Here is a 25858-nt window from a genome sequence, read left to right as displayed (position 1 = left end):
TAGAAAGGTGAAACGGTTAACCATAAATTAAAGCATTATTTTATAAGGGAAACGTAGTTCACTTTTATTTTTTGAAAATAAGTTAACCGCTTCGCCCAGAGTTTGAAAATAATTTCGCAGTGAAAGGTTGATTGCTCGTCTAGAAAGGAGACCTAGTGAATAGTAAAACAATATTAAGCGACCCCTTGGATGCCTGCTATGCCGTTGCAAGGTTGACCGATAGCGCTAACGACTATCTTTTGGTGGCTTCGGAGACCGAAAATGCCTGCTTGGCCTATGATGTCAATCGCGATTTCGCAAGGACGGTGGTTTGGAGCGAGGTTGGTGGCACCATGTCCATTATCCAAGTGCCAGGGACGCTGGATTTCTTGGCAACCCAGCGCTTTTATCCCGGTTTTGATGCCAAGGATTGCCGGATTGTTCACGGACAGTTCGAGGGCAAGGGCAAGTGGACAATCACGGAAGTGGGGGCTTTTCCTTATCTGCATCGCTTTGATTTAGTTGACAATGAGCGTGGAGCTATTCTTTTTATCGGTTGTACGATTGCCAATTCCAAGCAGTTTGTCGAGGACTGGTCGGATGACGGGAAAATTTTTGTCGGTCATTTTGATAAACAGGTAAGGCAGCTGACAAATGTAGAAGAATTGCAACTTCGGCTCAAGAAAAATCACGGTTACTATCCTGTTCACGCGGAGCATTACTCGCTTATCACAGCGGTGGAAGGGATTTATCGTTTGGACTATCCGCAGGGTGCGTCTGACTGGACTTTGACCCAGCTCTTTGATGAAGAAACGAGCGATATTGTGCAGTTGGACATGGACGGTGACGGTCGTCTGGAAAATATGATTATCCAGGCTTTCCATGGCGATAGCTTGCGAATTTTGTCAGAAGATTTTAAGGAGGAATTATTTGCCTATCCAGAAGCGACGCCTTTTGGGCACGCTATCTGGTCGGGGACTTTACTCGGTCAGCCAACCTTTGTCTTTGGCTGGCGCTCAGGGAAGAAGCACTTGCTTGCTTTTACCTATGAAAATGGACGTTTTCTGGAACACATGATTGCTCCAGAAGTTGCTTCTAGCAACTGTTTGGCTTTTGAAAAAGCTGGAAAATCCTATATCTTTTCGGCGAATAATGGGAAAAATACAGTTGCTCTTTACGAACTACAAAAGGAGGAAAAGAATGCCTAAGAAGAAAGTTCTTGTGACGGGAATTGTGCCTAAGGAAGGCTTGGTCAAGCTAATGGAAAAGTACGATGTGACCTACTCAGACGGGGAGCCGTTTTCACGCGACTATGTGCTGGAACACTTGCCTGAGTACGACGCTTGGCTCTTAATGGGGCAAAAAGGGGACAAGGAAATGATCGATGCGGGGAAAAACTTGCAAATCATCTCTCTTAATGCGGTTGGTTTTGACCATGTGGACATCGAATACGCCAAACAAAAAGGGATTGTGGTCTCCAATTCGCCGCAAGCTGTGCGGGTACCGACAGCTGAAATGACTTTTGCCCTTCTCTTAGCCGCTACCAAACGTTTAGCCTTCTATGACAAGATTGTCCGTACAGGAAACTGGATTGACCCGAGCGAAAGACGCTATCAAGGGCTGACACTTGAGGGCGCAACGCTTGGTATCTACGGTATGGGGCGTATTGGTTCAACTGTGGCTGGCTTCGCCAAGGCTTTTGGGATGAAAGTGCTCTATCACGACCTCTATCGATTGCCAGAGGAGAGGGAAAAAGAATTGGGCGTTAGCTATGTGGAATTTGATGATTTGGTTGAGAAGGCTGATGTCATTACCATTCATGCTCCGTCTCTACCGTCCACTCACCACAAATTTAACAAAGAAGTGTTCAAGAAAATGAAGAACAGAAGCTATCTAATCAATGCAGCGCGTGGTCCGATTGTGTCTGAAGAAGACTTGATTGAAGCGCTTAAAACTGGAGAGATAGCGGGAGCTGGTTTGGATGTCTTTGAGTTTGAGCCAGAAGTTTCTGAAGAGCTTCGCGCTTTGGACAATGTTATCAGGGCGCCGCATGCAGGAACGGGAACGATTGAAGGTCGCCGTACCTTGGCAGCAGAAGCCGCAGCGAATATTCTTTCCTTCTTCGAAGGGAACCCTGTCAATGTCGTAAACAAATAAAATAAAGGAAAAAGGGTAAAACTATGCTAGAAGCCTTACAAAAATTTTTCGATGTTTTTGGTGCAACAATCGTTGTGCCAGTAATGATTTTTATTGTTAGTCTGTTCTTGAAAGTCAGTCCCAAGCGCGCTTTTTTCAGTGCCCTGCGCGCGGGGGTTGGTTTGACAGGATTTGGCTGGGTCATCTCTGCTTTTACACCGCTGGTAACCAAGTACATCCAGCAAATGGTTGACACGGCAGGGCTCAATTTGCCTATCGTTGACATCGGTTGGCAAACGGGTTCTCTGACTGCCTTCTCTTCTTCAATCGGTCTGTCCTTCTTCGTTTTTGGTCTGCTGATTGAGTTGCTTCTTTTCCTTTTTGGGATTACGCGGGTCTTTGTACCGTCCAATCTCTGGAATAACTTCGGTTACATGATTTGGGGAACCATGGCTTATGCGGCAACAGGAAACTTTATCCTCTCCTTTGCTTTCATGGTCTTTGTCCTTCTTTACTCACTGATTATGTCAGAAGTGGTAGCAGAGCGCTGGTCAGAATACTACGGAGTCAAAAATGCAACAATCAACTCTATTCACAATATCGAAACCTTGATTCCAGCCTTAGTATTGGATCCGCTGTGGAACCTTATCGGTATTAACAAGGTCAAACTCAATCCAGAATCGCTGAAAACCAAGCTGGGAATTTTCGGAGAACCCATGACTCTCGGTTTCTTGCTGGGGATGATTATCGGGATTCTCGGTAGCTTGAAAAATCTGGCGAGTTTGGAAGTCTGGGGTGGCATTCTAGGTTTTGCCATGTCACTTGCAGCCGTTATGACCATTTTCCCCTTGATTACAGGCGTCTTTGCAAGCGCTTTCGGACCTCTGGCTGAAGCGGTCGAAAAGAACAAGAAAAAAGAAAGCGAAGAAGAAGACGGACTGGCAGACAAGAAACGCTGGTTTATCGCAGTGGATGACGGAGTTGGTTTTGGTGAACCTGCCACTATCATTGCGGGGCTCATTCTGGTGCCAATCATGGTCTTGATTTCCTTGATTTTGCCGGGCAACCGCGCGCTTCCAGTCGTTGACTTGATTGCTATTCCCTTTATGATTGAAGCCATGATTGCCGTATCAAAAGGAAATATTCTCAAGGCGATCCTAAACGGAATCGTTTGGTTTTCACTGGGACTTTATGCGGCCAGCGCCCTCGGTCCAATTTATACGGAAGCTGTGCAGCAATATGGAGCGGTCTTGCCAGCAGGAGTGGTCTTGATTATGAGTTTCAATCTTTTGGCTCACCCTTTGACGGCTCTCGTCTTCTTTGCTTGGATTTCGGGCAATCCGCTTTGGATTGGCGTGACGATTGCTGTTTACCTAGTGTCTCTTTTCTTCCTACGGACAAAACGCGAGTCTATCTACGCTTATTTGCGGAAAATGGCAGATAAAAATAGTGGCTTTGAAGGAAGTAAAGAAAAGATTATGATTAGCGAAGACTAATGAATGACAGATTTGAATTTGGAGGACTGTATCATGAAGAAAATTGACGGACATGCACATATTTTAAATACCATTGCTGGTTTTAACGGCAAGGGCAGACTGAATGCTCTGGGCAATGGCTATGCCATTTGGGACGACGGCGAATTGATTAAGCTCATTCCAGACGGCTATGGCGACAAGGACTTTACAGCAGAGGCTTTCTTGAAGTACATGGATGCCAATGATATTGAGAAAGCGGTGATTTTGCAAGGACACTTGAATGGCTATCAAAACTACTATACTCATCTGGCGATTAAGCGCTACCCAGACCGCTTTACAGGCGCATTTTCGGTGGATCCATTTGCTGAAAATGCCATGCAGATTGTTCGCCGTCATGTAGAAGAGCTGGGCTTTAGAGCACTCAAATTTGAAATCAGCCAAGGTGGTGGTATCCACGGCTATCGTGGACAAAAGACGCCTTTCCGCTTGGACAGCGACCCGCATGTCAGCTTGATTTTGAGCTACTTGCTGGATTATCCAGGCTTCGTTATCACTGTGGACTATGGCAACTTTGACCAAATCAGCCACCAGCCGGATGCTATTGCCAATCTTGCTCGTTTGCACCCAAGCCTTGACTTTGTTGTCTGCCATTTGTCATTCCCGCATGCAGATACACCAAATCGTCTGCGGGCGGAACTCAGCATGTGGAAAGATTTACCAAACATCTACACAGATATTTCTGCTATCCAAGATATTGACCGTCCAGATACTTTCCCATTCCCTAAATCTGAAAAGAATGTCCGGATTGCTAAGGAAGTGCTGGGAGCGAAGCGCATCATCTGGGGCACAGATTCGCCTTGGTCAGCTACTTTTAACACTTATGAAGAGTTGGCAACTTGGCTGGAGCACGTGGATATTTTCACGCCAGAAGAGCTAGAAGATGTCCTCTACAATAATGCAGAGCGCGTTTACTTTAAGCCGTCGGCTGTTCAAGCAAACCGTGAAGCGGTTGATGCAGCGACTAAGGAATTAGGCTTGTACTAAAGCCGCATGTGCTTGTTCATAAAGAAGCTGTGAGGCAATCTCAGCTTCTTTTATACTTGAAATCGGAGGAGAAAAATGAAATATTTTTTAAGTATCGATTATGGGGGCACCAATACCAAGGCAATCGTATTTGATGAAGAAGGGCGACAATTAGGGCAGTCTGCTTTTAGTACCAAGAAGATTGAGGAAAAAGCAGGCTATCGCGAAGTGGATTTGAAAGAGACCTGGCAGGGGATTCGTCAGGCTATGAGGCAAGCTGTCAAAAATGCCCAGCTTAAGGCAGAAGACATCAGCGCTCTTGCCTGTATTGGTCATGGGAAAGGCCTCTATCTGCTGGACAAAAACGGTCAGGAATTTACGCGCGGTATCTTGTCTACAGATGAGCGAGCGGTCGAGCTGGCTCAAGAATTTGAGGAGCGGCTAGACGAAATCTGGGACTTGACGCACCAGCATGTTGCTGCCGTGCAAAATCCCGTTTTGCTTCGCTGGTTCAAAGAGTATGAACCAGAGATTTACCAGAATATTGGGGCAATTCTGTCGGCCAAGGACTATGTCCGCTTCAAGCTGACTGGGCGTATTCAGCAAGAGATAGGAGATGCTTCGGGCAATCACTGGATTAACTTCCAGACGGGCACTTACGACAAAAGAATTACGGCTTTCTTTGGTATTGAAGAAATGTACGAGCTTTTGGCGCCCCAAGTGGACTATGCAGAGCTTGTTGGTGGCTTGACCCAAGAAGCTGCCGCAGCAACGGGACTTCTTGCAGGAACGCCTGTGGTTGGTGGGCTCTTTGATATTGATGCTTGCGCAATCGGCTCTGGCGTCTTAGACGCCAGCACTTTTAGCGTGATTTCAGGCACTTGGAATATCAATACTTATCCCAGCAAGACGGCAGTCAGCCAAGATAGCGGCTTGATGCACTCTTATTTTCCCAATCGCGATTTTTTGATAGAAGCAGGCAGCCCAACTTCGGCGGGCAATTTGGATGCTATGATAAAAATGCTGATGATGGAGGAAATCCAACATCTCAAGGATTCAAATTCCTCTATTTACGATGTACTGGAAGTGTTTTTGCAGGAGACGGACGCTTCTTACAGCAAGATTCTCTTTTTCCCTTTTCTTTATGGCAACAATATCGGCAGAGCTGCTGAGGCTTGTTTCTTTGGTCTGACAACCCAGTCCAGCAAGTCAGAGATGATTCGGGCGGTTTATGAGGGGATTGTCTATGCGCACAAGCAGCATATCGATGATTTGCTAGCGACGGTTGAGCAAAGACCGCGCGCTTTGCGCTTGTCAGGCGGTGCGACAAATTCGCCAGCTTGGATGCAGATGTTCGCTGATATTTTAAATATCCCAGTAGAGACGGTTGAAGCGCCAGAATTGGGGGGTCTGGGCGGCGCCATTGCTTGCTTGCAAGCGGTGGATGATTTGAGCCTAGAAGAAGCTGTCGAAAAAATGGTTCGGGTCAAGGAGCGCTTTGAGCCTCAGGCTAAGGAACATGAGCTTTACCAAAGGAAATATCGCGTTTACCAAAGTTTGCTTGCAGCCATGGAGCCTGCTTGGGCAGAGCTTTGTCAGCTACGGATGACATTAGAATAGAGGGTTAGGATGAAAATAAAGCGAGAAGAATTGATTATCAACACGATTGCTTTTAAGGAAGAATTAGACAGGGGAGTCAAGCAAGAAGATTTGCTAGAAAGCGTCAAAGAGCTAGGACTTTCAAGGGTTGAAATTCGGCGAGAGTTTTTAGGGGATATTGATGTAGAGTTAAAAAACATCAGAAAAAAAGCCAACCAGCTAGGGCTGTCGCTCTTTTACAGTGTCAATGAGGATTTTGTCATAGGAGATAGGGTCAATCCGAAACTTAAGACTTTGCGGCAGGAAGCGGAGCTCTTGGGCGCTCCCTTTGTCAAATTAAACACGGGCGATGCCGGTCAGATTTCGGTGGCTTCTTTGGCAGAGTTGGCGCCTAGTTTTCAATCATCTGTCGGACTTAAGCTGGAAAATAACCAAGACTCTCTTTATGCCAGTATCAAGAATTGCCGTTTGATGATGAACAAGGTCAGCGCAGCAGACCTGCCTATTGCTTTCGTCTTTGACCTTGGCAACTGGGCTTGGCTGGGAGAAGATATAGAGCAGGCTTTTGCTAGCTTGGCAGAAGTTACCGATTACCTCCACTGCAAAAATTACCGTCATGTAAATGGTCAAGTGGAGATTGCTAGTTTATTTGAGGGTGAGTTGGATGCTCCTAGCCTCATGAAGCGCTTTAGCCATGTGCGCTATCTTGCCCTAGAATATCCGACTTCCTTGGAAAACTTAGAAGCAGACATCGCGCGGCTGCTGGAAAAATAAAACTGAGGTAGGTTCACCTACCTCAGTTTTATGGTTGATAATTGCTTTTGTCTTGGTCAGTGATTGGTCGAATGACGCGGCAAGGAAGGCCAGCCGCCACAACATTAGCTGGGATGTCCTTGGTCACGACGCTCCCTGAGCCAATGACACTATTGTCTCCAATCGTCACACCTTGATTGACATGAACGCCAGCACCTAGCCAGACATTGTCGCCAATCTTAATCGGCTTGGCATAGCAAGCCCCCTGACTACGCTCCCAAGCATCCAGAGCATGATTGGACGTGTAGAGTCCGACGCGCGGTCCAAAAAGGACATTGTCACCAATCTCAATACCGCTGCCGTCCAGCATAACACAGTCAAAATTTGCATAAAAATTGTCCCCGATGCTGATATTGTAGCCGAACTCACAACGAAAAGTCGGCTCAAAATGGGCATTTTTTCCGACGGATTTAAGCACTTCTTTTAAAATAGCCTGCCGCTCGCTAGCAGGCTGTCCAAAACTGGCATTGTAGCGGTTGGTCAGAAAGACCGTTTTTTCGCGTGCTTCGACCAACTCGGGAGTCAAGTCATTGTACATGGCACCCGAAAGAATATGCTGCTGTTGTTCTTCAAGATTCATGGAGAGCTCCTTTTTTCTTTTATTATAACATGCAAGGGAGTGGGAAACAAGACTTTCCAAGTAGCTGAAAAATCCTTCATCTTTCAATTTTGTAAGCGGTTCTGATATACTAGAAAGGAAGTTTAAAGGAAAGAAAAGCAAATGATTTATTTAGATAAAAGCAGCTCTGTCTTGCTCAACTATCTTTTGCAGTTGACAGAGCCTGAAACAATTATGGCGATTTCTCGTGCCACAGGGCAATCGCGCCGCAAAATTTATTATCATTTAGAAAAAATAAACGACGCTTTGCCTCAAGGAGTGGACAAGATTGTCAGCCAGCCGCGGGTCGGACTGGTTTTGACAGCGGAACAACGAGAGGCTTGTGAAGCCTTGCTTGAAAGCGTGGATGCTCACAGCTATGTCATGAGTATGGAAGAGCGCATGCAGCTGATGATTCTCTTTATCTGCGTCTTGAAAGAGCGCGTGACGATTGAAAAGCTCATGGATTTGACCGAGGTGTCGCGTAATACAGTGCTCAACGACCTCAACACCATTCGTAGCCAGCTGACGGTCGAGCAGTATCAGGTTAGTCTCATTACAACCAAGTCGCAGGGCTATGTTCTCAAATGCCACCCGCTCAATAAAGTCCAGTACGTTCACGCTCTGTTGACCACGATTTTTTCTGAGGGCAATAGCGGTTTTATGCGGATTTTGGGAAGTAAAATCAAGCAGTTTGTGCAGGAAGATGTGCTGCTGTCCGAGGAATTACAAATTTTTCTCAACCAGCAGGTGCATTTTATCGAGCAGGACTTGGGCAAGAAAATCAATCGCTATGAAATCGAGTTTATGCTCAAGGTTCTGCCTTATCTGCTGCTGTCCTACCGTAATATGACCTTGAGCGAGCAGGAGAGGGACGATTTGTACCGCGAGTTTTCTCTTATTCGTAAGCGCGTGGAATACAGCACGGCTAAGAAGCTTCAGACTTTGCTGGACGAAAAATTGGGCTTGCATTTGGATGAGATTGAGCTGTCTTGGATTGCGGTTTTGTTGCTTTCTTATCGAAAAGACCAGGATTTACATGCAACTAGTGAAGATTTCGCGGATTTGCAGCTGGCCATTGACAATTTCATCTGGGATTTTGAAGCGCATTCTCCCTATGAGCTGGAAAATCGTGACGACCTGATTCGCAATCTCATGACCCACTGTAAGGCGCTTTTGTTCCGCAAGACTTACGGCATTTTGTCCAAAAATCCGCTGACGCGGCACATTCTGCAAAAGTATCCTGAGCTTTATCACTATACCGAGCAGAGCGTGGGGATTTTGGAGGAGGCCTGGCTCATTTCGCTGACGCGAGACGAGATTGCCTACTTGGCTATGCACCTAGGTGGTGCTTTGAAGCCGCAGGCGACGAGGCCCAAGGAGGTCAAGCAGATTTATATTGTCTGCGATGAGGGGGTGGCAGTCCAGCGCCTCTTGCTCAAGCAGTGCCAGTATTATTTTCCGCATGACTATATCCGCGCGGTCTTTACCAGTGAGCAATTTAAGAGCGTGGAAGACCTGTTGGAAGTGGATTTGCTGATTGTGACCAGCGACGGGCTTAGCAGTAGATTTCCGCTGGTGCAGGTCAATCCTATTTTTGACTATGAAGACGTGGTCAAGCTCAACCGCTTTATCAAGTATCGCCTGACAGCCAGTCAGCACAGCGATTTCAGAAGTGAGCTAGAGCGGCTCTTGGCGCATTATCTTGCCAATAGCGAAGAAGCCAAGGAACTCCAGTACCAAATCGAAAACCTGGTCGAAAAGCAGATTTTGACTGGAAATTAGCCTGATTTTACCAGTTCAAGGACAAAAATGTACATTTCGAGGACTTGTGTTTTAATTTTCTGAAAAATCTGTTATTTTATTTTGCATATGAAAAGAAAAATCATCCAATATATCTATCCAATTATTTTACTTTTTCTAGTAAAAATGTTAACAACCGTGTGGGTTGAAGTTTTTTTAAACGGTAGGAAAGTAAAAGTCTACAGCGATTTGGAAATGACGATTTATTTGTCTGCTTTGCTAATTACGATTGTCTGTTCAATTTTTGCTATTTGGCGCTGGGGTGATAAATCTATCTTTAAATTTTCTAAAATAAAACTGTCTTATATTCTAGTAACAGTGGGACTTTATTATTTCCTTCAGTATTTTAACGAGCAGTATTGGCAATGGTTTCCTAATTACGTTACGACAAATCAACAAGGCTTAGATGATATTAGATATGCGCATCCTAGCACATTTGTATGAGGCAGTCACTTGTTCGTGATGTCTATTTTGAGCCCTGTTCGTGAGGAGTTGGTTTTTCGTGGAGCTATTATGACCAGTTATTTCAGGAATTCCCAATATTTCTTGGATGTTCTTGTTTCGGCAGCAGCCTTTGGTATTTTTCACATTATAGGCTTTCCTTGGTCTTGGATTGATTTTTTCTTTTATGCAATGGCTGGTGCTGTGATAGATTTTATTTTTCGCTACACCAAGTCCATTTACTACCCTTTGACTTTCCATATTTTTTGGAATACAGCTAATCATTGGAGTGAGATTTGGAGTTTCATCTATTTGAATATTCTCAATCATAACCACCCGTCTAACGGGTGGTTTGTCCTAGGGCTATAAGCCCACATCACCAGCCAGCGCCTAAAGACGCTGGCTTTCACTTTGTTCAAGCCTCATTGCTCTTGACTTGTCACAAACCTCTCAAAGAGGTGTTTGCATTACTTACCACTATCCCTAAAGGGATCCTCATATTCTTTTACACTCAATTTATCCAACGCTATATCATGCTTTTCCTGCTCTTGGATATATTTCTTAATTGTGGCTTCATTAAGTCCTACTGTACTCACGTAATAGCCTTCCGCCCAAAAATGTCGGTTCCCAAACTTATATTTTAGATTGGCGTGCTTATCAAACATCATGAGAGCACTTTTACCTTTTAAATACCCCATAAAACTAGAAACACTTATCCTCGGTGGAATACTTACCAACATATGTACATGATCTGGCATTAAGTGACCCTCGATAATTTCAACACCTTTATAACTACATAATCGGTGGAATATTTCACCCAAACTGTTTCGATATTGATTATAGATGACTTTTCGTCTATACTTAGGTGTAAACACAATGTGATATTTACACATCCACTTTGTGTGTGATAAACTATGTGCCTTTTGCACCATATTTTTCTCCTTTCGCTTCACAATGGGCTTGAACACCTTTATTGTATCGCGTTTGGAGTTTTTTTGGTATAACCTTCGAGGCGCACCCGCATAGCGGGTGGTTTATTTGTCTCGCACCTAGCGGAGCGAGACAGACTGAAAGTCACAAATTAAACCACACCCGCAAGTCCAAACTCGCGGGTGTTTTTATCAAAAAATAAAGTCCAATCTTGAACACAGACCTGTGTTTTATTTGGTCTTTTTTTATCCCTTGAGGCGGACTATACTAGAAGCATAGAAATCAATCAATTTTTGAGGAGGAATGGACTATGCCAAACGTGAAAGACATTACCAGAGAATCTTGGATTTTGTCAACTTTTCCAGAATGGGGCACTTGGCTCAATGAAGAAATTGAAGAAGAAGTAGTGCCAGAAGGCAATTTTGCCATGTGGTGGCTGGGCAACTGCGGTGTCTGGATTAAGACGCCGGGCGGTGCCAATGTCGTCATGGATCTGTGGTCTAACCGAGGAAAATCAACCAAGAAGGTTAAAGATATGGTCAGAGGCCATCAGATGGCCAATATGGCTGGTGTCCGCAAGCTGCAGCCCAATCTGCGCGTGCAGCCGATGGTTATCGATCCTTTTGCTATCAATGAACTAGATTATTATTTAGTTTCTCATTTCCATAGCGATCACATTGACATCAATACCGCAGCGGCTATTGTCAACAATCCTAACTTGGACCATGTTAAGTTTGTCGGACCTTATGAGTGTGGCGAAATTTGGAAAAAATGGGGTGTGCCTGAAGAACGCATCATGGTAATCAAGCCAGGTGAAAGCTTTGAGTTTAAGGACATCAAGGTGACAGCTGTTGAATCATTTGACCGTACCTGTCTGGTGACTCTGCCAGTCGAAGGTGCTGAAGCTCAAGATGGGGAACTGGCGGGACTGGCTGTGACCGATGAAGAAATGGCACGCAAGGCAGTTAACTATGTCTTTGAAACACCAGGCGGAACCATCTATCACGGTGCAGACTCTCACTTCTCTAACTACTTTGCCAAGCACGGTAAGGACTTCCAGATTGATGTAGCTATCAATAACTATGGTGACAATCCTGTCGGTATTCAGGACAAGATGACGTCTATCGACTTACTGCGTATGGCTGAAAACCTGCAGGCCAAGGTCATCATCCCAGTTCACTATGATATCTGGTCCAACTTTATGGCTTCAACGGATGAGATTTTAGCCTTGTGGAAGATGCGCAAAGAGCGCCTTCAATATCAGTTCCATCCATTCATCTGGGAAGTGGGCGGCAAGTATACCTATCCTCTGGACAAAGATAGAATCGAATACCACCATCCTCGTGGCTTTGATGACTGTTTCGAGCAAGAGTCCAATATTCAATTTAAAGCCCTCCTTTAATATTCTTTGAAAATCTTTAAACCTTGTCAGCCCTGCCATGCTGTTTTCAAATTCAGTCCTTGGCTAGCTTTCAAGTTTGCCCTTACCCTTAGATTTTCATTGATTATAAAATGTTTTTCTACTTGATGAAGCAAAAGTTCAAATGGATAAAGGCTTCAGAAAGTATCCGATGAGATTATCCCTATCTTGCGATATAGGGATAATTTTCTTATAATAGATATGAGACAATTTTTATCGTTTCTACGACCATTGTTTATCCTGTTCTGATGTCAGGACAGATTTTAGTAAAAATAAGGAGAATCCAATGTCACAATTATCAGTTAATGCCATTCGCTTTTTAGGGATTGACGCGATTGAAAAGTCTAAGTCAGGTCACCCTGGCGTAGTCATGGGTGCTGCACCGATGGCTTATGACTTGTTTACTAAACAATTGCGTATCAATCCAGAAGAGCCAAACTGGATTAACCGCGATCGCTTCGTCCTATCTGCAGGACATGGCTCTATGCTGCTTTATGCCTTGCTTCATCTGTCTGGCTTTAAAGATGTCAGCATGGAGGAAATCAAAAACTTCCGCCAATGGGGTTCTAAGACACCAGGTCACCCAGAGTTTGGCCACACAGCTGGTGTCGATGCCACTACTGGTCCACTGGGACAGGGTATTTCTACAGCTACTGGATTTGCTCAGGCAGAACGTTTCTTAGCTGCTAAGTATAATCGTGAAGGCTATCCAATTTTCGACCATTACACTTATGTCATCTGTGGTGATGGTGATTTGATGGAGGGGGTTTCAGCTGAAGCTGCTTCTTATGCTGGGCTGCAAAAGCTGGACAAGCTGGTTGTTCTCTATGATTCAAATGATATCAACCTAGATGGAGAGACTAAGGATTCCTTTACAGAAGATGTTCGTGCCCGCTATGAAGCATATGGTTGGCATACTGCCTTGGTAGAAGATGGAACAGACCTTGCAGCGATTGATGCAGCCATCAATGAAGCTAAAGCTTCCGGCAAACCATCTTTGATTGAAGTCAAGACGGTTATCGGTTACGGTTCTCCAAACAAGCAAGGAACGAATGCAGTGCACGGTGCGCCTCTGGGAGCAGAAGAAGCGGCAGCTACTCGTAAAGCCTTGGGTTGGGAGTATGCGCCATTTGAGATTCCTGAGGAAGTCTATGCAGACTACCGTACAAATGTAGCGGAGCGCGGTGCAGCAGCTTATAATGCATGGAAGCAGCTAGTAGAGGACTACAAGCAAGCCCATCCAGAATTAGCAGCTGAAGTAACAGCTATCATTGCTGGTCAGGATCCAGTAGAAATCAAACCAGAAGACTTCCCAGTACTTGAAAATGGCTTCTCTCAAGCGACCCGTAATTCTAGTCAGGATGCCCTCAATGCGGCAGCTAAGGTCCTTCCGACTTTCCTCGGCGGTTCTGCTGACTTGGCTCATTCCAATATGACCTATATCAAGGAAGATGGCCTGCAGGACGACGTCCACCGTCTCAACCGCAACATCCAATTTGGTGTGCGCGAGTTTGCTATGGGAACAATTCTTAACGGTATGGCGCTTCATGGTGGTCTTCGCGTTTACGGTGGTACCTTCTTCGTCTTCTCAGACTATGTCAAGGCAGCTGTCCGTTTGTCTGCCCTTCAAGGCTTACCAGTGACTTATGTTTTCACGCATGATTCTATTGCAGTTGGTGAAGACGGTCCAACTCACGAACCGATTGAGCATCTGGCTGGTCTGCGTGCTATTCCAAACCTGACTGTTTTCCGCCCAGCAGATGCGCGTGAAACTCAGGCAGCTTGGTACCTGGCTCTTAAGAGTCAATCCACTCCGACTGCTCTGGTCTTGACCCGTCAAAATCTGACAGTCGAAGAAGGCACAAACTTTGACAAGGTAGCTAAAGGTGCTTATGTGGTTTACGAAACAGGAGCAGATTTCGATACCATCTTGCTGGCTTCTGGTTCTGAGGTTAATTTGGCTGTTGCAGCTGCTAAAGCACTTGCAGCAGATGGCGCTAAAATCCGTGTGGTTAGTGTGCCGTCAACAGAGCTTTTTGATGCTCAAGATGCAGCCTACAAAGAAGAAATTCTGCCAAATGCAGTTCGTCGCCGTGTAGCGATCGAGATGGCAGCTAGCCAGCCTTGGTACAAGTATGTCGGTCTGGACGGTGCAGTTATCGGAATCGACCAGTTTGGTGCATCTGCTCCAGCAGGTAAGGTGCTGGAAGAATACGGCTTTACAATTGAACATGTAGCAGAAGTTGTTAAAAATCTTAAATAAAAAGACATAAAATCAGGGTGTTGCTCATCCTGATTTTTGCTTTTTAAAAAATATGGTTAGGCTAATTATGCTTCATCCGACTTGAGACGGACTTTGCCTGAAAAGTCAGAATCGTCTTGTAAAAATAAGGGAAATCTGCTATAGTAGTTCATATATGATATTCGAAGGAGAAAAGATATGAATCCAATTATGCTTATTGTATTTGCGGTTGTACTGGTAGGGATGACCTATTTCCAAATGCGTGCTCAAAAGAAACAGGCTCAGCAGCGTATGGAAAGTCTTAACAAGCTGCAAAAGGGCTATGAAGTTATTACCATCGGCGGTTTGTATGGAACGATAGATGAAGTAGACACAGACAAGAAAACAGTTGTTCTGGATGTGGACGGTGTTTACCTGACCTTTGAACTGACAGCAATTAAGACCGTACTGCCATTAACTGAGGGGATTCCTGCTGTTGCTGGTGGTGAAGGAAGCGTTGACGTTCCTGAGGAAGAATCAGCGATTGAAGAGTAAAGAAATAAACAGCTTGCGGGCTGTTTTTTTGTTTTGGTTCATGTAGCTAGGAGGTGTTTGATTGCAACTTTATCTGCCTCGCAGTTTGGACAGGCTGGGTGAGTTTGGATTCTCTGGTTGACATTCTGTCTTTATTTTATGCTCTCAGGCTTGAAAAAGCGGATGAATTGCCCACATTCCAAGGATTTATGATATAATGAACTGACAAAACTTTAAATAGGATAAAAAGTATGTTTAGTTTTAAGAAAAAAGAAAAGCTGAACGCACCGCTGAATGTTCCTAAACACATTGCTGTCATTATGGACGGTAACGGCCGCTGGGCCAAAAAAAGGATGCAGCCGCGCGTGTTCGGTCATAAAGCTGGCATGGAAACCCTGCAAAAGGTGACGATTGCTGCCAAGGAAATGGGTGTTCAGGTCTTGACTGTCTATGCCTTCTCAACGGAAAATTGGTCTCGGCCGGAAAAGGAAGTTTCCTTTATCATGAATCTGCCGGTTGAATTTTACGACCGCTATGTGCCGGAGTTGCACAAGAACAATGTTAAAATCCAGATGATTGGTGATACGGCTAAGCTTCCTAAGGCGACATTTGAAGCTTTGGAAAAGGCCGAAAGCCTAACCAAGCTCAATACAGGTTTGATTCTCAATTTTGCCCTGAACTACGGTGGCCGATATGAGATTAATCAGGCGGTTAAACTGATTGCTCAGGATGTTCTGGATGCCAAACTCAGTCCCGGCGACATTACTGAGGAAGTCATTGGCAACTACCTCTATACCAGCAACTTGCCCAAGATGCTGCGCGATCCGGATCTGGTGATTCGGACCAGTGGAGAGCTGCGCCTCAGCAATTTTCTGCCTTGGCAGTCAGCCTACAGTGAGCTGTATTTCACGGACATTCTCTGGCCTGACTTTGATGAGAAGGCTTTGAAGGCTGCAATTGCAGAATACAGCCGTCGGAATCGACGCTTTGGCGGTGTTTAAGGGAGAAAGTAAAAGAGTATGAGTAAAAATTTACAAAAACGTCTAATCTTTGGGGGAATCGCTCTTGCTATTTTTATTCCTCTGGTATTGACAGGAGGCGTCATCTTTCAGATTTTTGTGGGGCTGCTGGCTATGCTTGCGGTGCATGAATTTCTCCAAATGAAAGGTCTGCCGACAGCGACCATCGAAGGTGTCTTAGCCATGCTGGCAGCCTTTGTCCTAACCCTGCCCTTGGAGAACTATCTGAAGTTTCTGCCAGTGGATGGTAATGTCGTGGCCTATGGCTTGGTCGTCTTCCTTCTGTTGATTTCGACTGTTCTGGGTTCCAACTATACTTTTGAAGATGCGGCTTATCCGATTGCAGCGAGTTTTTATGTCGGTCTTGGTTTTAATGCCTTGATTGATGCCCGCTTGATGAATATTGACAAGGTCCTGCTAGCTCTCTTTATCGTCTGGGCTACTGATAGTGGAGCTTATTTGGTTGGGGTGCGTTTCGGTAAAAGAAAGCTGGCGCCGAGAGTTTCTCCTAATAAGACTATTGAAGGAAGCCTGGGCGGCATTCTATCAGCCGTTCTAGTGACTGGGATTTTTATGTTGGTTCGACCGCAAGTGGCGACTCCTTACAATGTCTTTGTCTTTTTGATTCTGGCAGTGCTCTTTAGTATTGCATGTCAGTTGGGTGATTTGGTTGAAAGCTCAGTCAAGCGTCATTTCGGGGTCAAGGATTCTGGTAAATTCATTCCTGGCCACGGCGGTGTCTTGGATCGCTTTGACAGCCTTCTCTTCGTCTTTCCGCTGATGCATTTCTTCGGCTTGTTCTAAGACAGTCGTGCATGGCTGAAAGCAAGGGATGGCAAGCTTGTCCAAAGAACGCACATCTGAGAAGGAACTGGGATTTGGAGCTCAAAATTTTGAGAGGAGCTTCTACCCTATTTTCAAGAGTGTCAGCTATGCAGGGGCGGGAAGCTCGGTATTTGGCCGTTTTCTGCTCCTTCTTTGATTTAAAAGCAAAAACAAGATTTCTAGGAAAGGTAAAATATAGAAGTCCATGCAGTTTATAACCTTTATTATTATTTTTGGGATCATTGTGGTGGTCCATGAGTTCGGACACTTCTACTTTGCGAAGAAGTCCGGCATTTTGGTCAGAGAGTTCGCTATCGGTATGGGGCCCAAGATTTTTTCCCATATTGGTAAAGACGGGACGGCCTATACGATTCGGATTTTACCCTTGGGGGGCTATGTGCGTATGGCCGGCTGGGGGGAAGACTCCACTGACATTAAGGTGGGGACACCGGCTAGTCTGACCTTGGATGCAGAGGGGAAGGTAGTTCGCATCAATCTCTCTGGCAAAAAGGTTGACCAGACAGCTCTGCCCATGAATGTGACCGGCTTTGACTTTGAGGAAAAGCTGGAAATCACTGGTCTTGTTCTTGATGAGCTCAAGACTTATGCAGTAGATCATGATGCAACGATTGTTGAAGAAGACGGCACTGAGGTGCGGATTGCACCGCTGGATGTTCAGTATCAGAATGCTAGTATCTGGGGTCGTCTTATCACCAACTTTGCTGGCCCTATGAATAACTTCATCCTGAGCGTGTTGGTATTTATGCTGCTGGCCTTTATTCAAGGTGGCGTTCGCGATGAAAACAGCAATCATTTTCAAGTCATGGATGGTAGTGCCATAGCAGCTGCTGGGGTTCAAAATAACGACCAAATCCTTAAGATTAATGACTATAAGATTAGCAACTGGGCGGATCTAACCAGTGCTCTGGCGAAAATCACAGGCAAGAGCAAGGAAGCGCCGGCCTTGTCTGTTACCTACAAACACGGCAGCGAAACGAAAGAGATTACCGTACAGCCTAAAAAAGAAGGCAATCGTTATCTGCTAGGGGTATCTCCAACGGTCAAGACAGGCTTTTGGGACAAGGTAGTTGGCGGTTTTACTGCAGCTTGGTCTACTACGGTGCGCATTTTGTCAGCTCTGAAAGATATCATCTTCAATTTCAATATCAATAAGCTGGGCGGTCCGGTCGCTATTTACAATTTCAGCAGTCAGGCTGCAGAGCAAGGTTTGCCAGCAGTACTCAGTCTTTTGGCCATGCTGTCACTCAATATCGGTATTTTCAATCTGATTCCTATTCCAGCCTTGGACGGCGGAAAGATTGTCCTCAATATTCTAGAGGCTATCCGCAGAAAACCTCTGAAAAGAGAAACGGAGACCTATATCACTCTGTCTGGAGTGGCTATTATGGTCATCCTGATGATTGCCGTTACCTGGAACGATATTATGAAATTATTCTTCTAAGAGCCCAAAGCTCATAGAGCCATGAAAAAGAAACTATTCAATGAAAGTCAAGGAGTTTTGTTTTTATGAAACAAAGTAAAATGTTAATTCCAACCCTGCGTGAGATGCCTAGCGATGCTCAAGTTATCAGTCACGCTCTGATGCTGCGGGCTGGCTATGTCCGTCAGGTTTCAGCTGGGGTCTATTCTTATCTGCCACTGGCTAATCGCGTGATTGAAAAAGCCAAAAAAATCATGCGAGAAGAGTTTGACAAGATTGGTGCAGTGGAGATGCTGGCGCCTGCCCTGCTCAGTGCAGACCTCTGGCGCGAGTCTGGCCGTTATGAGACCTACGGTGAAGACCTCTATAAGCTGAAAAATCGGGAGAAATCAGACTTTATCCTAGGGCCAACCCATGAGGAAACCTTTACGGCTATCGTCCGTGATTCGGTTAAATCCTATAAACAGCTGCCACTTAATCTCTATCAGATTCAGCCTAAATACCGCGATGAAAAGCGTCCTCGTAACGGGCTCTTACGGACGCGTGAGTTTATCATGAAAGATGCATACAGTTTCCACGCTAACTATGACAGCTTGGATGTAGCTTATGATGAATACAAGTCTGCCTATGAGAAAATCTTTACCCGCAGCGAGCTAGATTTCAAAGCCATTATCGGTGATGGTGGTGCCATGGGGGGCAAGGACAGTCAGGAATTCATGGCCATTACGCCAGACCGGACGGATGTGAACCGCTGGGTTGTCTTGGACAAGTCTGTAGCCAGCTTTGATGAGATTCCTGAGGATGTTCAGGAAGCTATTCGGACAGAATTGACCAGCTGGATGGTATCTGGTGAGGATACCATTGCCTACTCCAGTGAGTCCAGCTACGCTGCCAACCTTGAAATGGCAACGGATGAATACAAGCCTGCAGGACGTGTCGTGACTGAGGAAGAAGTAGCCCGCGTTTCAACGCCTGACTGCAAGACTATTGACGAAGTTGCTGCCTTCCTTGGGCTGGATGAAAGCCAGACAATCAAGACCTTGGTTTACATGGCTGACGAGTCTCCTGTCGTAGCACTTTTGGTCGGCAATGACCAGCTTAATGAAGTCAAGCTGAAAAATCATTTGGCAGCCGATTTCTTTGATGTGGCGAGTGAAGATCAAGTCCGTCAGCTCTTGGGAGCAGGTTTTGGCTCACTAGGGCCAGTCAATCTGCCAGAAGGCGTGAGAATCATTGCTGACCGTAAGGTGCAAGACCTAGCTAACGCTGTGGTTGGTGCTAACGAAGATGGTTACCACTTGACCGGTGTCAATCCTGGCCGTGACTTTACCGCTGAGTATGTGGATATCCGTGAGGTTCGTGAGGGTGAAATTTCGCCGGACGGCCAAGGTGTCCTCAAGTTTGCTCGCGGTATTGAGATTGGACATATCTTTAAGTTGGGAACTCGCTATTCTGACAGCATGAACGCTAATGTCTTGGACGAAAATGGCCGAGCAGTACCGATGATTATGGGGTGTTACGGTATCGGTGTCAGCCGTCTCCTGTCTGCTGTTATGGAGCAGCATGCCCGTCTCTTTGTCAATAAAACTCCTAAGGGTGAATTCCGCTATGCTTGGGGCATCAACTTCCCGAAAGAGCTGGCACCATTTGATGTGCACTTGATTCCGGTCAATGTCAAGGACGAGGAAGCCGTGGCTCTAACTGACCAAATCGAGGCTAACTTGCTAAGTGCTGGTTATGAGGTCTTAGTGGATGATCGCAATGAGCGAGCTGGTGTTAAGTTCAGCGACAGTGATTTGATTGGTCTTCCAATCCGTGTGACAGTTGGTAAGAAAGCTGCAGAAGGCATTGTCGAAGTCAAGATTAAGGCTACTGGCGATACCATTGAAGTCCACGCTGATAATCTGCTAGAAACCTTGTCAATTTTGACAAAATAAAACAAACTGCCAGTTTTATCTGGCAGTTTTCTTTTGCTTATTGGAGGTGAAAATGCTATAGTAGGAAAAAATAGATTGGAGGACCGATTGATGGGATTATTCGGCGGTTTATTAGGCAATGCCTCTCAGAAAGATATTGAAAAAACAGAAAGACAATTGGAGGATATTCTGACAACAACAGAGAATGTAGAACTGGCTTTTAGCCTCATTCGCGACTTGATTGTCTTTACAGATAAGCGTTTAATCTTGGTCGACAAGCAGGGAATGACTGGCAAAAAGACTTCTTATAAGTCCTTTCCTTATCGCTCTATCAGTCGTTTTTCAGTGGAAACAGCCGGCCATTTCGACTTAGATGCCGAGCTGAAAATTTGGGTTTCCAGCGCTCAAGAGCCAGCAGAAGTCCTTCAATTTACCAGCGACCGCAGCGTCATCGCTATCCAAAAAGCCTTGGCAGAAGCAGTCTTAAGATAGCATATTGCCCCTTTGGGATTTAAAAATAAACAGAAAAGCCTTCTGAGTATTAACTATAAAGTTAAATCACTCAGAATGCTTTTTTATTCTTCTTTAAGTCCTTGCCCCTTCAAATAATCAAAGACAACTTCTGGTTTATCTTGAAGTTTCCTGAAGAAAGTCTGACTACTTTCAGAGTCACTTGCTGATTGAATCAGCTGTTCTTGATTTATTTTGCTGAGGTCAAAGTCAAAAATGGCTATAGCTTTTTTCTTGTCTTCGGAAATCTCAACGTGGATTTCAAGCCCTTTTAGCTTTTCTTGATCTTCAATCATGGGACTTTTCTTAAGATCTTCTCTATAGATTTTTGTTAATTCTTCGACGCTCATTTTTTGATTTTCTTCAGGGATGGCCTGGCTGGAAATGAGCTGGAAAGATAGGATCTTGTCTTTAGTATAGAAAAGTTTGACTGAATTAGTATAATATTCATCAATTTTATTAGAAAAAGTTTTCGACTTCACCTTTTCTTCTTTGGCTTTGCTTTGACTCTGATTTTGCTTAGGTTTGTTTTCTTGCTGATTATGATTAGGCATACTGCAAGCGGTCAGGGTCAATAGACAAGCACAGGCTAAGAGAATTTTCTTCACAATTAAGACTCCTTTTGATAAATGTTTTGTTCTATTATATCATAACTTAGCTCCAGGAAGAATGTCTTGATAATTGTGTAAGACTCGCGCTTTGCCCTACTCTTTTTCTGTCGAAAAAAGTGCTGATTTATGGTAAAATAGGGTCACTACTGTACGAGGAAATATCATGTCAAACAAGTTTGAAATTTTAATGAATCAGCTGGATATGCCACTGGAAATGAGAAATTCAGAGGCCTTTTTGAATGCAGAAATCGAGAAGGTTCTGGTCCACAAGGTCAGTCGGGTCTGGGAGTTTCATTTTTCTTTTGCGAATATTCTGCCCATTGAGATTTTTCGGGAATTGCAGAAGCGCTTAGCTCAAGAGTTTTCTAAGACGGGCAATCAAGCTATTTTTGAAATTCACTGTCAGGCTCCTCAGGTGTCGGACGAGCTCTTGCAGGCTTATTACCAGCTAGCCTTTGAGGAAGGCCCATGTGCCAGTCATGGCTTCAAGAGTCTGTATCAGGATTTGCGGGTTCATTTGGATGGGGACAAGCTGTTGATTGAGGGAGCTTCAACCATTGATACGGAGCATTTTCGCAAGAATCATCTGCCCAATCTCAGCCAGCATCTGGTCAAGTACGGCTTTCCTCGGCTGACCTGTCAGGTTCAGCACAGCGATGAGCTGACCCAGCAACAAGCGGAGAATTTCCAGGCGGAGAATGACAAGATTGTTCAGGCGGCCAATGAAGAAGCGCTAAAAGCCATGGAATCCTTGCAGCAGATGGCACCACCGCCAGAGGAAAAGCCAGTCTATGACTTCCAAGCTCGCAAGGCTGCGGCTAAACCAAAGCTGGACAAGGCAGAGATTACCCCTATGATTGAAGTTCAGACTGAGGAAAACCGTCTGGTCTTCGAGGGAATGGTCTTTGATCTGGAGCAAAAGGTCACTCGGACCGGCCGGGTCTTGCTCAATTTCAAGATGACAGACTACACTTCCAGCTTCTCCTTGCAGAAATGGATGAAAAACGAAGAAGAAGCCAAGAAGTTTGACATGATTAAGAAAGGTGCCTGGCTGCGCGTGCGTGGAAATGTGGAGATGAACAATTTCACCCGCGACCTGACGATGAATGTGCAGGATGTGCAGGCCGTCACCCACTATGAGCGCAAGGACTTGATGCCTGAGGGGCAGAAGCGGGTCGAGTTTCACGCCCATACCAATATGTCTACTATGGATGCCTTGCCTGAGGTGGAGGAAATCGTGGCAACGGCCGCCAAGTGGGGCCACAAAGCTGTCGCCATTACTGACCATGGCAATGTGCAGAGCTTTCCCCATGGCTACAAGGCTGCCAAGAAGGCTGGTATTCAGTTGATTTACGGTATGGAGGCTAATATTGTAGAAGACCGGGTGCCCATCGTCTACAATGAAGTGGACATGGAACTGAGCGATGCGACCTATGTAGTCTTTGACGTGGAAACGACAGGGCTTTCAGCAGTCTACAATGACTTGATTCAGGTCGCTGCCAGCAAGATGCACAAGGGCAATATCATCGCTGAGTTTGATGAGTTTATCAATCCGGGCCATCCTCTGTCGGCCTTTACGACGGATCTGACCGGGATTACTGATGAGCATGTCCGCAATGCCAAGCCACTGGAGCAGGTGCTGAAAGAGTTTCAGGAATTTTGTCAGGACAGTGTCCTCGTTGCCCATAATGCCGCCTTTGACGTGGGTTTTATGAATGTCAACTATGAGCGTCATGGCCTGCCGAAAATCACTCAGCCAGTCATTGACACGCTGGAATTTGCCCGCAACCTCTATCCAGAGTACAAGCGGCATGGCCTAGGGCCTTTGACCAAGCGTTTCCAGATTGCTCTGGAGCACCACCACATGGCCAACTATGACGCGGAAGCGACGGGCCGTCTCCTCTTTATCTTTATCAAGGATGTGGCTGAGAAGCATGGTGTGACCAATCTCAAGGATTTGAATACGGATCTGGTCGATGAGAATTCTTACAAGAAGGCACGTGTCAAGCATGCGACCATTTATGTGAAAAATCAGACGGGGCTCAAGAATATTTTCAAGTTAGTCAGTCTGTCCAATACTAAATATTTTGAAGGTGTCCCGCGGATTCCACGGACCGTGCTGGATGCCCATCGTGAAGGCTTGATTCTGGGCTCAGCCTGTTCAGAAGGCGAAGTCTATGATGCCGTTGTCTCTCAGGGAGTGGATGCGGCTGTCGAAGTAGCCAAGTATTATGACTTTATCGAGGTCATGCCGCCGGCTATCTATGAGCCGCTGATTGCCAAGGAGCAGATCAAAGACCAGGAAGAACTGCAGACCATTATTCGCAATCTGATTGAGGTCGGCGATCGCTTGGGCAAGCCTGTCCTTGCGACGGGGAACGTTCACTATATCGAACCGGAAGAAGAGATTTACCGTGAGATTATCGTCCGGAGTCTCGGTCAGGGAGCCATGATTAACCGGACCATTGGTCACGGTGAAAATGCCCAGCCGGCTCCGCTTCCTAAGGCTCACTTCCGAACCACCAATGAGATGCTGGACGAATTTGCCTTTCTGGGCGAGGACTTGGCTAAGAAGCTGGTCATCACCAATCCAAATCAGCTGGCGGAGACCTTTGAGCCGGTCAAGGTGGTCAAGGGCGACCTCTATACGCCTTTCATTGACAAGGCTGAGGAGACAGTTGCTGAGCTGACCTATCAAAAAGCCTTTGAGATTTATGGCAATCCGCTGCCAGATATCGTGGACTTGCGGATCGAAAAAGAGTTGACCTCCATCTTGGGTAATGGTTTTGCCGTGATTTATCTGGCTTCGCAGATGCTGGTGCAGCGCTCCAATGAGCGGGGCTATCTGGTAGGTTCGCGGGGGTCTGTCGGATCCAGCTTTGTCGCGACCATGATTGGAATTACCGAGGTTAATCCTTTGTCGCCCCACTATGTCTGTGGCAAATGCCAATACAGCGAGTTCATTACGGACGGCTCCTATGGTTCTGGTTTTGATATGCCGGATAAGGACTGTCCAGAGTGTGGCCACAAACTCAGCAAAAATGGGCAAGATATTCCGTTTGAGACCTTCCTTGGATTTGACGGAGATAAGGTACCCGATATTGATTTGAACTTCTCGGGAGAAGATCAGCCTAGCGCCCACTTGGACGTGCGGGACATCTTTGGTGAGGAGTATGCCTTTCGGGCTGGTACCGTTGGTACCGTTGCAGCTAAGACGGCTTATGGATTTGTCAAGGGCTACGAGCGCGACTACGGGAAGTTCTACCGGGACGCCGAAGTTGAGCGTCTGGCGCAGGGAGCTGCCGGAGTCAAGCGGACGACTGGACAACACCCGGGCGGAATCGTTGTTATCCCTAACTACATGGATGTTTATGACTTTACACCGGTCCAATATCCAGCTGATGATGTGACGGCCGAGTGGCAGACCACCCACTTCAACTTCCATGATATCGATGAAAATGTCCTCAAGCTTGACGTTCTGGGACACGATGATCCAACCATGATTCGGAAGCTTCAGGACCTGTCTGGCATTGATCCCAATGACATTCCTATGGATGACGCTGGTGTCATGGCCCTCTTTTCTGGAACAGACATTCTGGGTGTGACTCAGGAGCAGATCGGCACGCCGACTGGTATGCTGGGAATTCCGGAGTTTGGGACCAACTTTGTACGGGGTATGGTTGATGAGACCCATCCAACCACCTTTGCCGAGCTCTTACAGCTATCTGGTCTCTCTCATGGTACGGACGTATGGCTGGGAAATGCTCAGGACTTGATCAAGCAAGGAATTGCTGACCTGTCCACTGTTATCGGCTGTCGGGACGACATCATGGTTTACCTCATGCACAAGGGCTTGGATCCTAAGATGGCCTTTACGATCATGGAGCGCGTGCGGAAGGGCCTCTGGCTGAAGATTTCTGAAGAAGAGCGTAATGGCTACATCGCAGCCATGAAGGAAAACAATGTGCCAGAATGGTACATCGAATCCTGTGGAAAGATCAAGTACATGTTCCCCAAGGCCCATGCGGCAGCCTATGTTATGATGGCCCTGCGGGTGGCCTACTTCAAGGTACATCATCCGATTTATTACTACTGTGCTTATTTCTCCATTCGGGCCAAAGCCTTTGACATCAAGACTATGAGTGGTGGACTTGATGCCGTCAAACGCCGGATGAGCGAAATCGCTGAAAAGCGCAAGAACAACGAGGCTTCCAATGTAGAAATTGACCTTTATACAACTCTGGAAATCGTCAATGAAATGCTGGAGCGAGGCTTCAAATTCGGAAAGCTAGATCTTTACAAGAGCCATGCGACCGAGTTTCTCATCGAAGGGGACACCCTTATCCCGCCATTTGTCGCCATGGATGGATTGGGAGAGAACGTAGCCAAGCAGATTGTGCGAGCTCGCAAAGAAGGAGAATTCCTCTCTAAAACAGAGTTACGCAAACGTGGTGGCGTCTCCTCAACCTTGGTAGAAAAGATGGACGAGATGGGAATCCTTGGCAATATGCCAGAAGACAACCAGCTCAGTCTCTTTGATGATTTGTTTTAATGGATTCAACGA

Annotated in this window: 20 protein-coding genes; 17 read left to right on the top strand and 3 right to left on the bottom strand. The window is 45.9% G+C overall.

The features are described from left to right. Positions 1–155 precede the first annotated feature (155 nt). From K1J09_RS06835 to K1J09_RS06810, 6 genes are all read left to right on the top strand, one after another. Positions 156–1187, top strand: coding sequence for a hypothetical protein (locus K1J09_RS06835; RefSeq protein WP_223323630.1), 1032 nt, complete (start codon positions 156–158; stop codon positions 1185–1187). Next, positions 1180–2136, top strand: coding sequence for a 2-hydroxyacid dehydrogenase family protein (locus K1J09_RS06830; protein WP_223323628.1), 957 nt, complete (start codon positions 1180–1182; stop codon positions 2134–2136). Before K1J09_RS06835 ends, K1J09_RS06830 begins: the two co-directional genes overlap by 8 nt. Positions 2137–2159: 23 nt before the next feature. After that, positions 2160–3611, top strand: coding sequence for a PTS galactitol transporter subunit IIC (locus K1J09_RS06825; protein ID WP_011837544.1), 1452 nt, complete (start codon positions 2160–2162; stop codon positions 3609–3611). Positions 3612–3644: 33 nt separating this feature from the next. After that, the gene (locus K1J09_RS06820) at positions 3645–4634 is read left to right on the top strand and encodes an amidohydrolase family protein (protein WP_032907832.1); all 990 of its coding nucleotides are present in this window, start codon (positions 3645–3647) and stop codon (positions 4632–4634) included. A gap of 75 nt (positions 4635–4709) precedes the next feature. Continuing rightward, positions 4710–6233: an FGGY-family carbohydrate kinase gene (locus K1J09_RS06815; protein ID WP_223323626.1), complete on the top strand. Its 1524-nt coding sequence runs from the start codon at positions 4710–4712 to the stop codon at positions 6231–6233. 9 nt (positions 6234–6242) lie between these two features. Then, positions 6243–6986, top strand: a complete 744-nt coding sequence (locus K1J09_RS06810; RefSeq protein WP_223323624.1) for a sugar phosphate isomerase/epimerase family protein — start codon at positions 6243–6245, stop codon at positions 6984–6986. 28 nt (positions 6987–7014) lie between these two features. Here K1J09_RS06810 and K1J09_RS06805 read toward each other — a convergent pair whose 3' ends face one another. After that, positions 7015–7605, bottom strand: coding sequence for a sugar O-acetyltransferase (locus tag K1J09_RS06805; protein ID WP_223323621.1), 591 nt, complete (start codon positions 7603–7605; stop codon positions 7015–7017). A gap of 141 nt (positions 7606–7746) precedes the next feature. Here K1J09_RS06805 and K1J09_RS06800 point away from each other — a divergent pair, with 141 nt between their 5' ends. Together K1J09_RS06800 and K1J09_RS06795 are read left to right on the top strand one after the other, a co-directional pair. Beyond that, complete coding sequence (locus K1J09_RS06800; protein ID WP_223323619.1) at positions 7747–9408, top strand: BglG family transcription antiterminator; 1662 nt, start codon at positions 7747–7749, stop codon at positions 9406–9408. 480 nt (positions 9409–9888) lie between these two features. Further along, the gene (locus K1J09_RS06795) at positions 9889–10236 is read left to right on the top strand and encodes a CPBP family intramembrane glutamic endopeptidase (protein WP_223323794.1); all 348 of its coding nucleotides are present in this window, start codon (positions 9889–9891) and stop codon (positions 10234–10236) included. A gap of 98 nt (positions 10237–10334) precedes the next feature. Here the strand turns inward: K1J09_RS06795 and tnpA are convergent, their stop codons facing one another. Next, entirely contained in the window at positions 10335–10799 is a 465-nt protein-coding gene (tnpA, locus tag K1J09_RS06790; protein ID WP_125407605.1) for an IS200/IS605 family transposase, read from the bottom strand. A 308-nt stretch (positions 10800–11107) separates the two neighbouring features. Here tnpA and ulaG point away from each other — a divergent pair, with 308 nt between their 5' ends. From ulaG to K1J09_RS06750, 8 genes are all read left to right on the top strand, one after another. After that, positions 11108–12199 (top strand): L-ascorbate 6-phosphate lactonase, encoded by a 1092-nt coding sequence (ulaG, locus tag K1J09_RS06785; protein WP_223323617.1) that lies wholly within the window; start codon positions 11108–11110, stop codon positions 12197–12199. A gap of 304 nt (positions 12200–12503) precedes the next feature. Beyond that, the gene (gene tkt / locus K1J09_RS06780; RefSeq protein ID WP_223323615.1) at positions 12504–14480 is read left to right on the top strand and encodes a transketolase; all 1977 of its coding nucleotides are present in this window, start codon (positions 12504–12506) and stop codon (positions 14478–14480) included. 177 nt (positions 14481–14657) lie between these two features. After that, positions 14658–14993 carry a preprotein translocase subunit YajC gene (gene yajC, locus K1J09_RS06775; protein WP_060976179.1) on the top strand — a complete coding sequence of 112 codons (336 nt, stop codon included), beginning with the start codon at positions 14658–14660 and terminating at the stop codon, positions 14991–14993. Between the two features lie 230 nt (positions 14994–15223). After that, positions 15224–15973 (top strand): isoprenyl transferase, encoded by a 750-nt coding sequence (locus K1J09_RS06770; RefSeq protein ID WP_002902229.1) that lies wholly within the window; start codon positions 15224–15226, stop codon positions 15971–15973. An 18-nt stretch (positions 15974–15991) separates the two neighbouring features. Further along, positions 15992–16795, top strand: coding sequence for a phosphatidate cytidylyltransferase (locus tag K1J09_RS06765; RefSeq protein WP_223323613.1), 804 nt, complete (start codon positions 15992–15994; stop codon positions 16793–16795). A 226-nt stretch (positions 16796–17021) separates the two neighbouring features. Beyond that, on the top strand, positions 17022–18278 hold the full coding sequence (gene rseP / locus K1J09_RS06760; protein WP_223323611.1) for an RIP metalloprotease RseP: 1257 nt from the start codon (positions 17022–17024) through the stop codon (positions 18276–18278). Positions 18279–18343: 65 nt separating this feature from the next. Further along, on the top strand, positions 18344–20194 hold the full coding sequence (locus K1J09_RS06755; protein ID WP_124766067.1) for a proline--tRNA ligase: 1851 nt from the start codon (positions 18344–18346) through the stop codon (positions 20192–20194). A gap of 90 nt (positions 20195–20284) precedes the next feature. Beyond that, positions 20285–20665, top strand: a complete 381-nt coding sequence (locus K1J09_RS06750; protein ID WP_032916189.1) for a PH domain-containing protein — start codon at positions 20285–20287, stop codon at positions 20663–20665. An 83-nt stretch (positions 20666–20748) separates the two neighbouring features. Here the strand turns inward: K1J09_RS06750 and K1J09_RS06745 are convergent, their stop codons facing one another. Then, positions 20749–21291 (bottom strand): DUF1307 domain-containing protein, encoded by a 543-nt coding sequence (locus tag K1J09_RS06745; RefSeq protein WP_223323610.1) that lies wholly within the window; start codon positions 21289–21291, stop codon positions 20749–20751. Positions 21292–21457: 166 nt separating this feature from the next. On the opposite strand from K1J09_RS06745, the gene K1J09_RS06740 reads away from it, so the two are divergent. Beyond that, positions 21458–25846, top strand: a complete 4389-nt coding sequence (locus tag K1J09_RS06740; protein ID WP_223323607.1) for a PolC-type DNA polymerase III — start codon at positions 21458–21460, stop codon at positions 25844–25846. Positions 25847–25858: the final 12 nt, after the last annotated feature.

The organism is Streptococcus sanguinis (assembly GCF_019928825.1).
GTDB lineage: Bacteria > Bacillota > Bacilli > Lactobacillales > Streptococcaceae > Streptococcus > Streptococcus sanguinis_L.
This window is presented reverse-complemented; position numbering and strand designations above follow the sequence as displayed.

Excerpts from the sequence above, each read along its gene's own strand:
- K1J09_RS06830 (WP_223323628.1), top strand. The coding sequence starts at position 1,180 with ATGCCTAAGAAGAAAGTTCTTGTGACGGGAATTGTGCCTAAGGAAGGC.
- K1J09_RS06825 (WP_011837544.1), top strand. The coding sequence starts at position 2,160 with ATGCTAGAAGCCTTACAAAAATTTTTCGATGTTTTTGGTGCAACAATC.
- K1J09_RS06820 (WP_032907832.1), top strand. The coding sequence starts at position 3,645 with ATGAAGAAAATTGACGGACATGCACATATTTTAAATACCATTGCTGGT.
- K1J09_RS06815 (WP_223323626.1), top strand. The coding sequence starts at position 4,710 with ATGAAATATTTTTTAAGTATCGATTATGGGGGCACCAATACCAAGGCA.
- K1J09_RS06810 (WP_223323624.1), top strand. The coding sequence starts at position 6,243 with ATGAAAATAAAGCGAGAAGAATTGATTATCAACACGATTGCTTTTAAG.
- K1J09_RS06805 (WP_223323621.1), bottom strand. The coding sequence starts at position 7,605 with ATGAATCTTGAAGAACAACAGCAGCATATTCTTTCGGGTGCCATGTAC.
- K1J09_RS06800 (WP_223323619.1), top strand. The coding sequence starts at position 7,747 with ATGATTTATTTAGATAAAAGCAGCTCTGTCTTGCTCAACTATCTTTTG.
- K1J09_RS06795 (WP_223323794.1), top strand. The coding sequence starts at position 9,889 with ATGTCTATTTTGAGCCCTGTTCGTGAGGAGTTGGTTTTTCGTGGAGCT.
- tnpA (WP_125407605.1), bottom strand. The coding sequence starts at position 10,799 with ATGGTGCAAAAGGCACATAGTTTATCACACACAAAGTGGATGTGTAAA.
- ulaG (WP_223323617.1), top strand. The coding sequence starts at position 11,108 with ATGCCAAACGTGAAAGACATTACCAGAGAATCTTGGATTTTGTCAACT.
- tkt (WP_223323615.1), top strand. The coding sequence starts at position 12,504 with ATGTCACAATTATCAGTTAATGCCATTCGCTTTTTAGGGATTGACGCG.
- yajC (WP_060976179.1), top strand. The coding sequence starts at position 14,658 with ATGAATCCAATTATGCTTATTGTATTTGCGGTTGTACTGGTAGGGATG.
- K1J09_RS06770 (WP_002902229.1), top strand. The coding sequence starts at position 15,224 with ATGTTTAGTTTTAAGAAAAAAGAAAAGCTGAACGCACCGCTGAATGTT.
- K1J09_RS06765 (WP_223323613.1), top strand. The coding sequence starts at position 15,992 with ATGAGTAAAAATTTACAAAAACGTCTAATCTTTGGGGGAATCGCTCTT.
- rseP (WP_223323611.1), top strand. The coding sequence starts at position 17,022 with ATGCAGTTTATAACCTTTATTATTATTTTTGGGATCATTGTGGTGGTC.
- K1J09_RS06755 (WP_124766067.1), top strand. The coding sequence starts at position 18,344 with ATGAAACAAAGTAAAATGTTAATTCCAACCCTGCGTGAGATGCCTAGC.
- K1J09_RS06750 (WP_032916189.1), top strand. The coding sequence starts at position 20,285 with ATGGGATTATTCGGCGGTTTATTAGGCAATGCCTCTCAGAAAGATATT.
- K1J09_RS06740 (WP_223323607.1), top strand. The coding sequence starts at position 21,458 with ATGTCAAACAAGTTTGAAATTTTAATGAATCAGCTGGATATGCCACTG.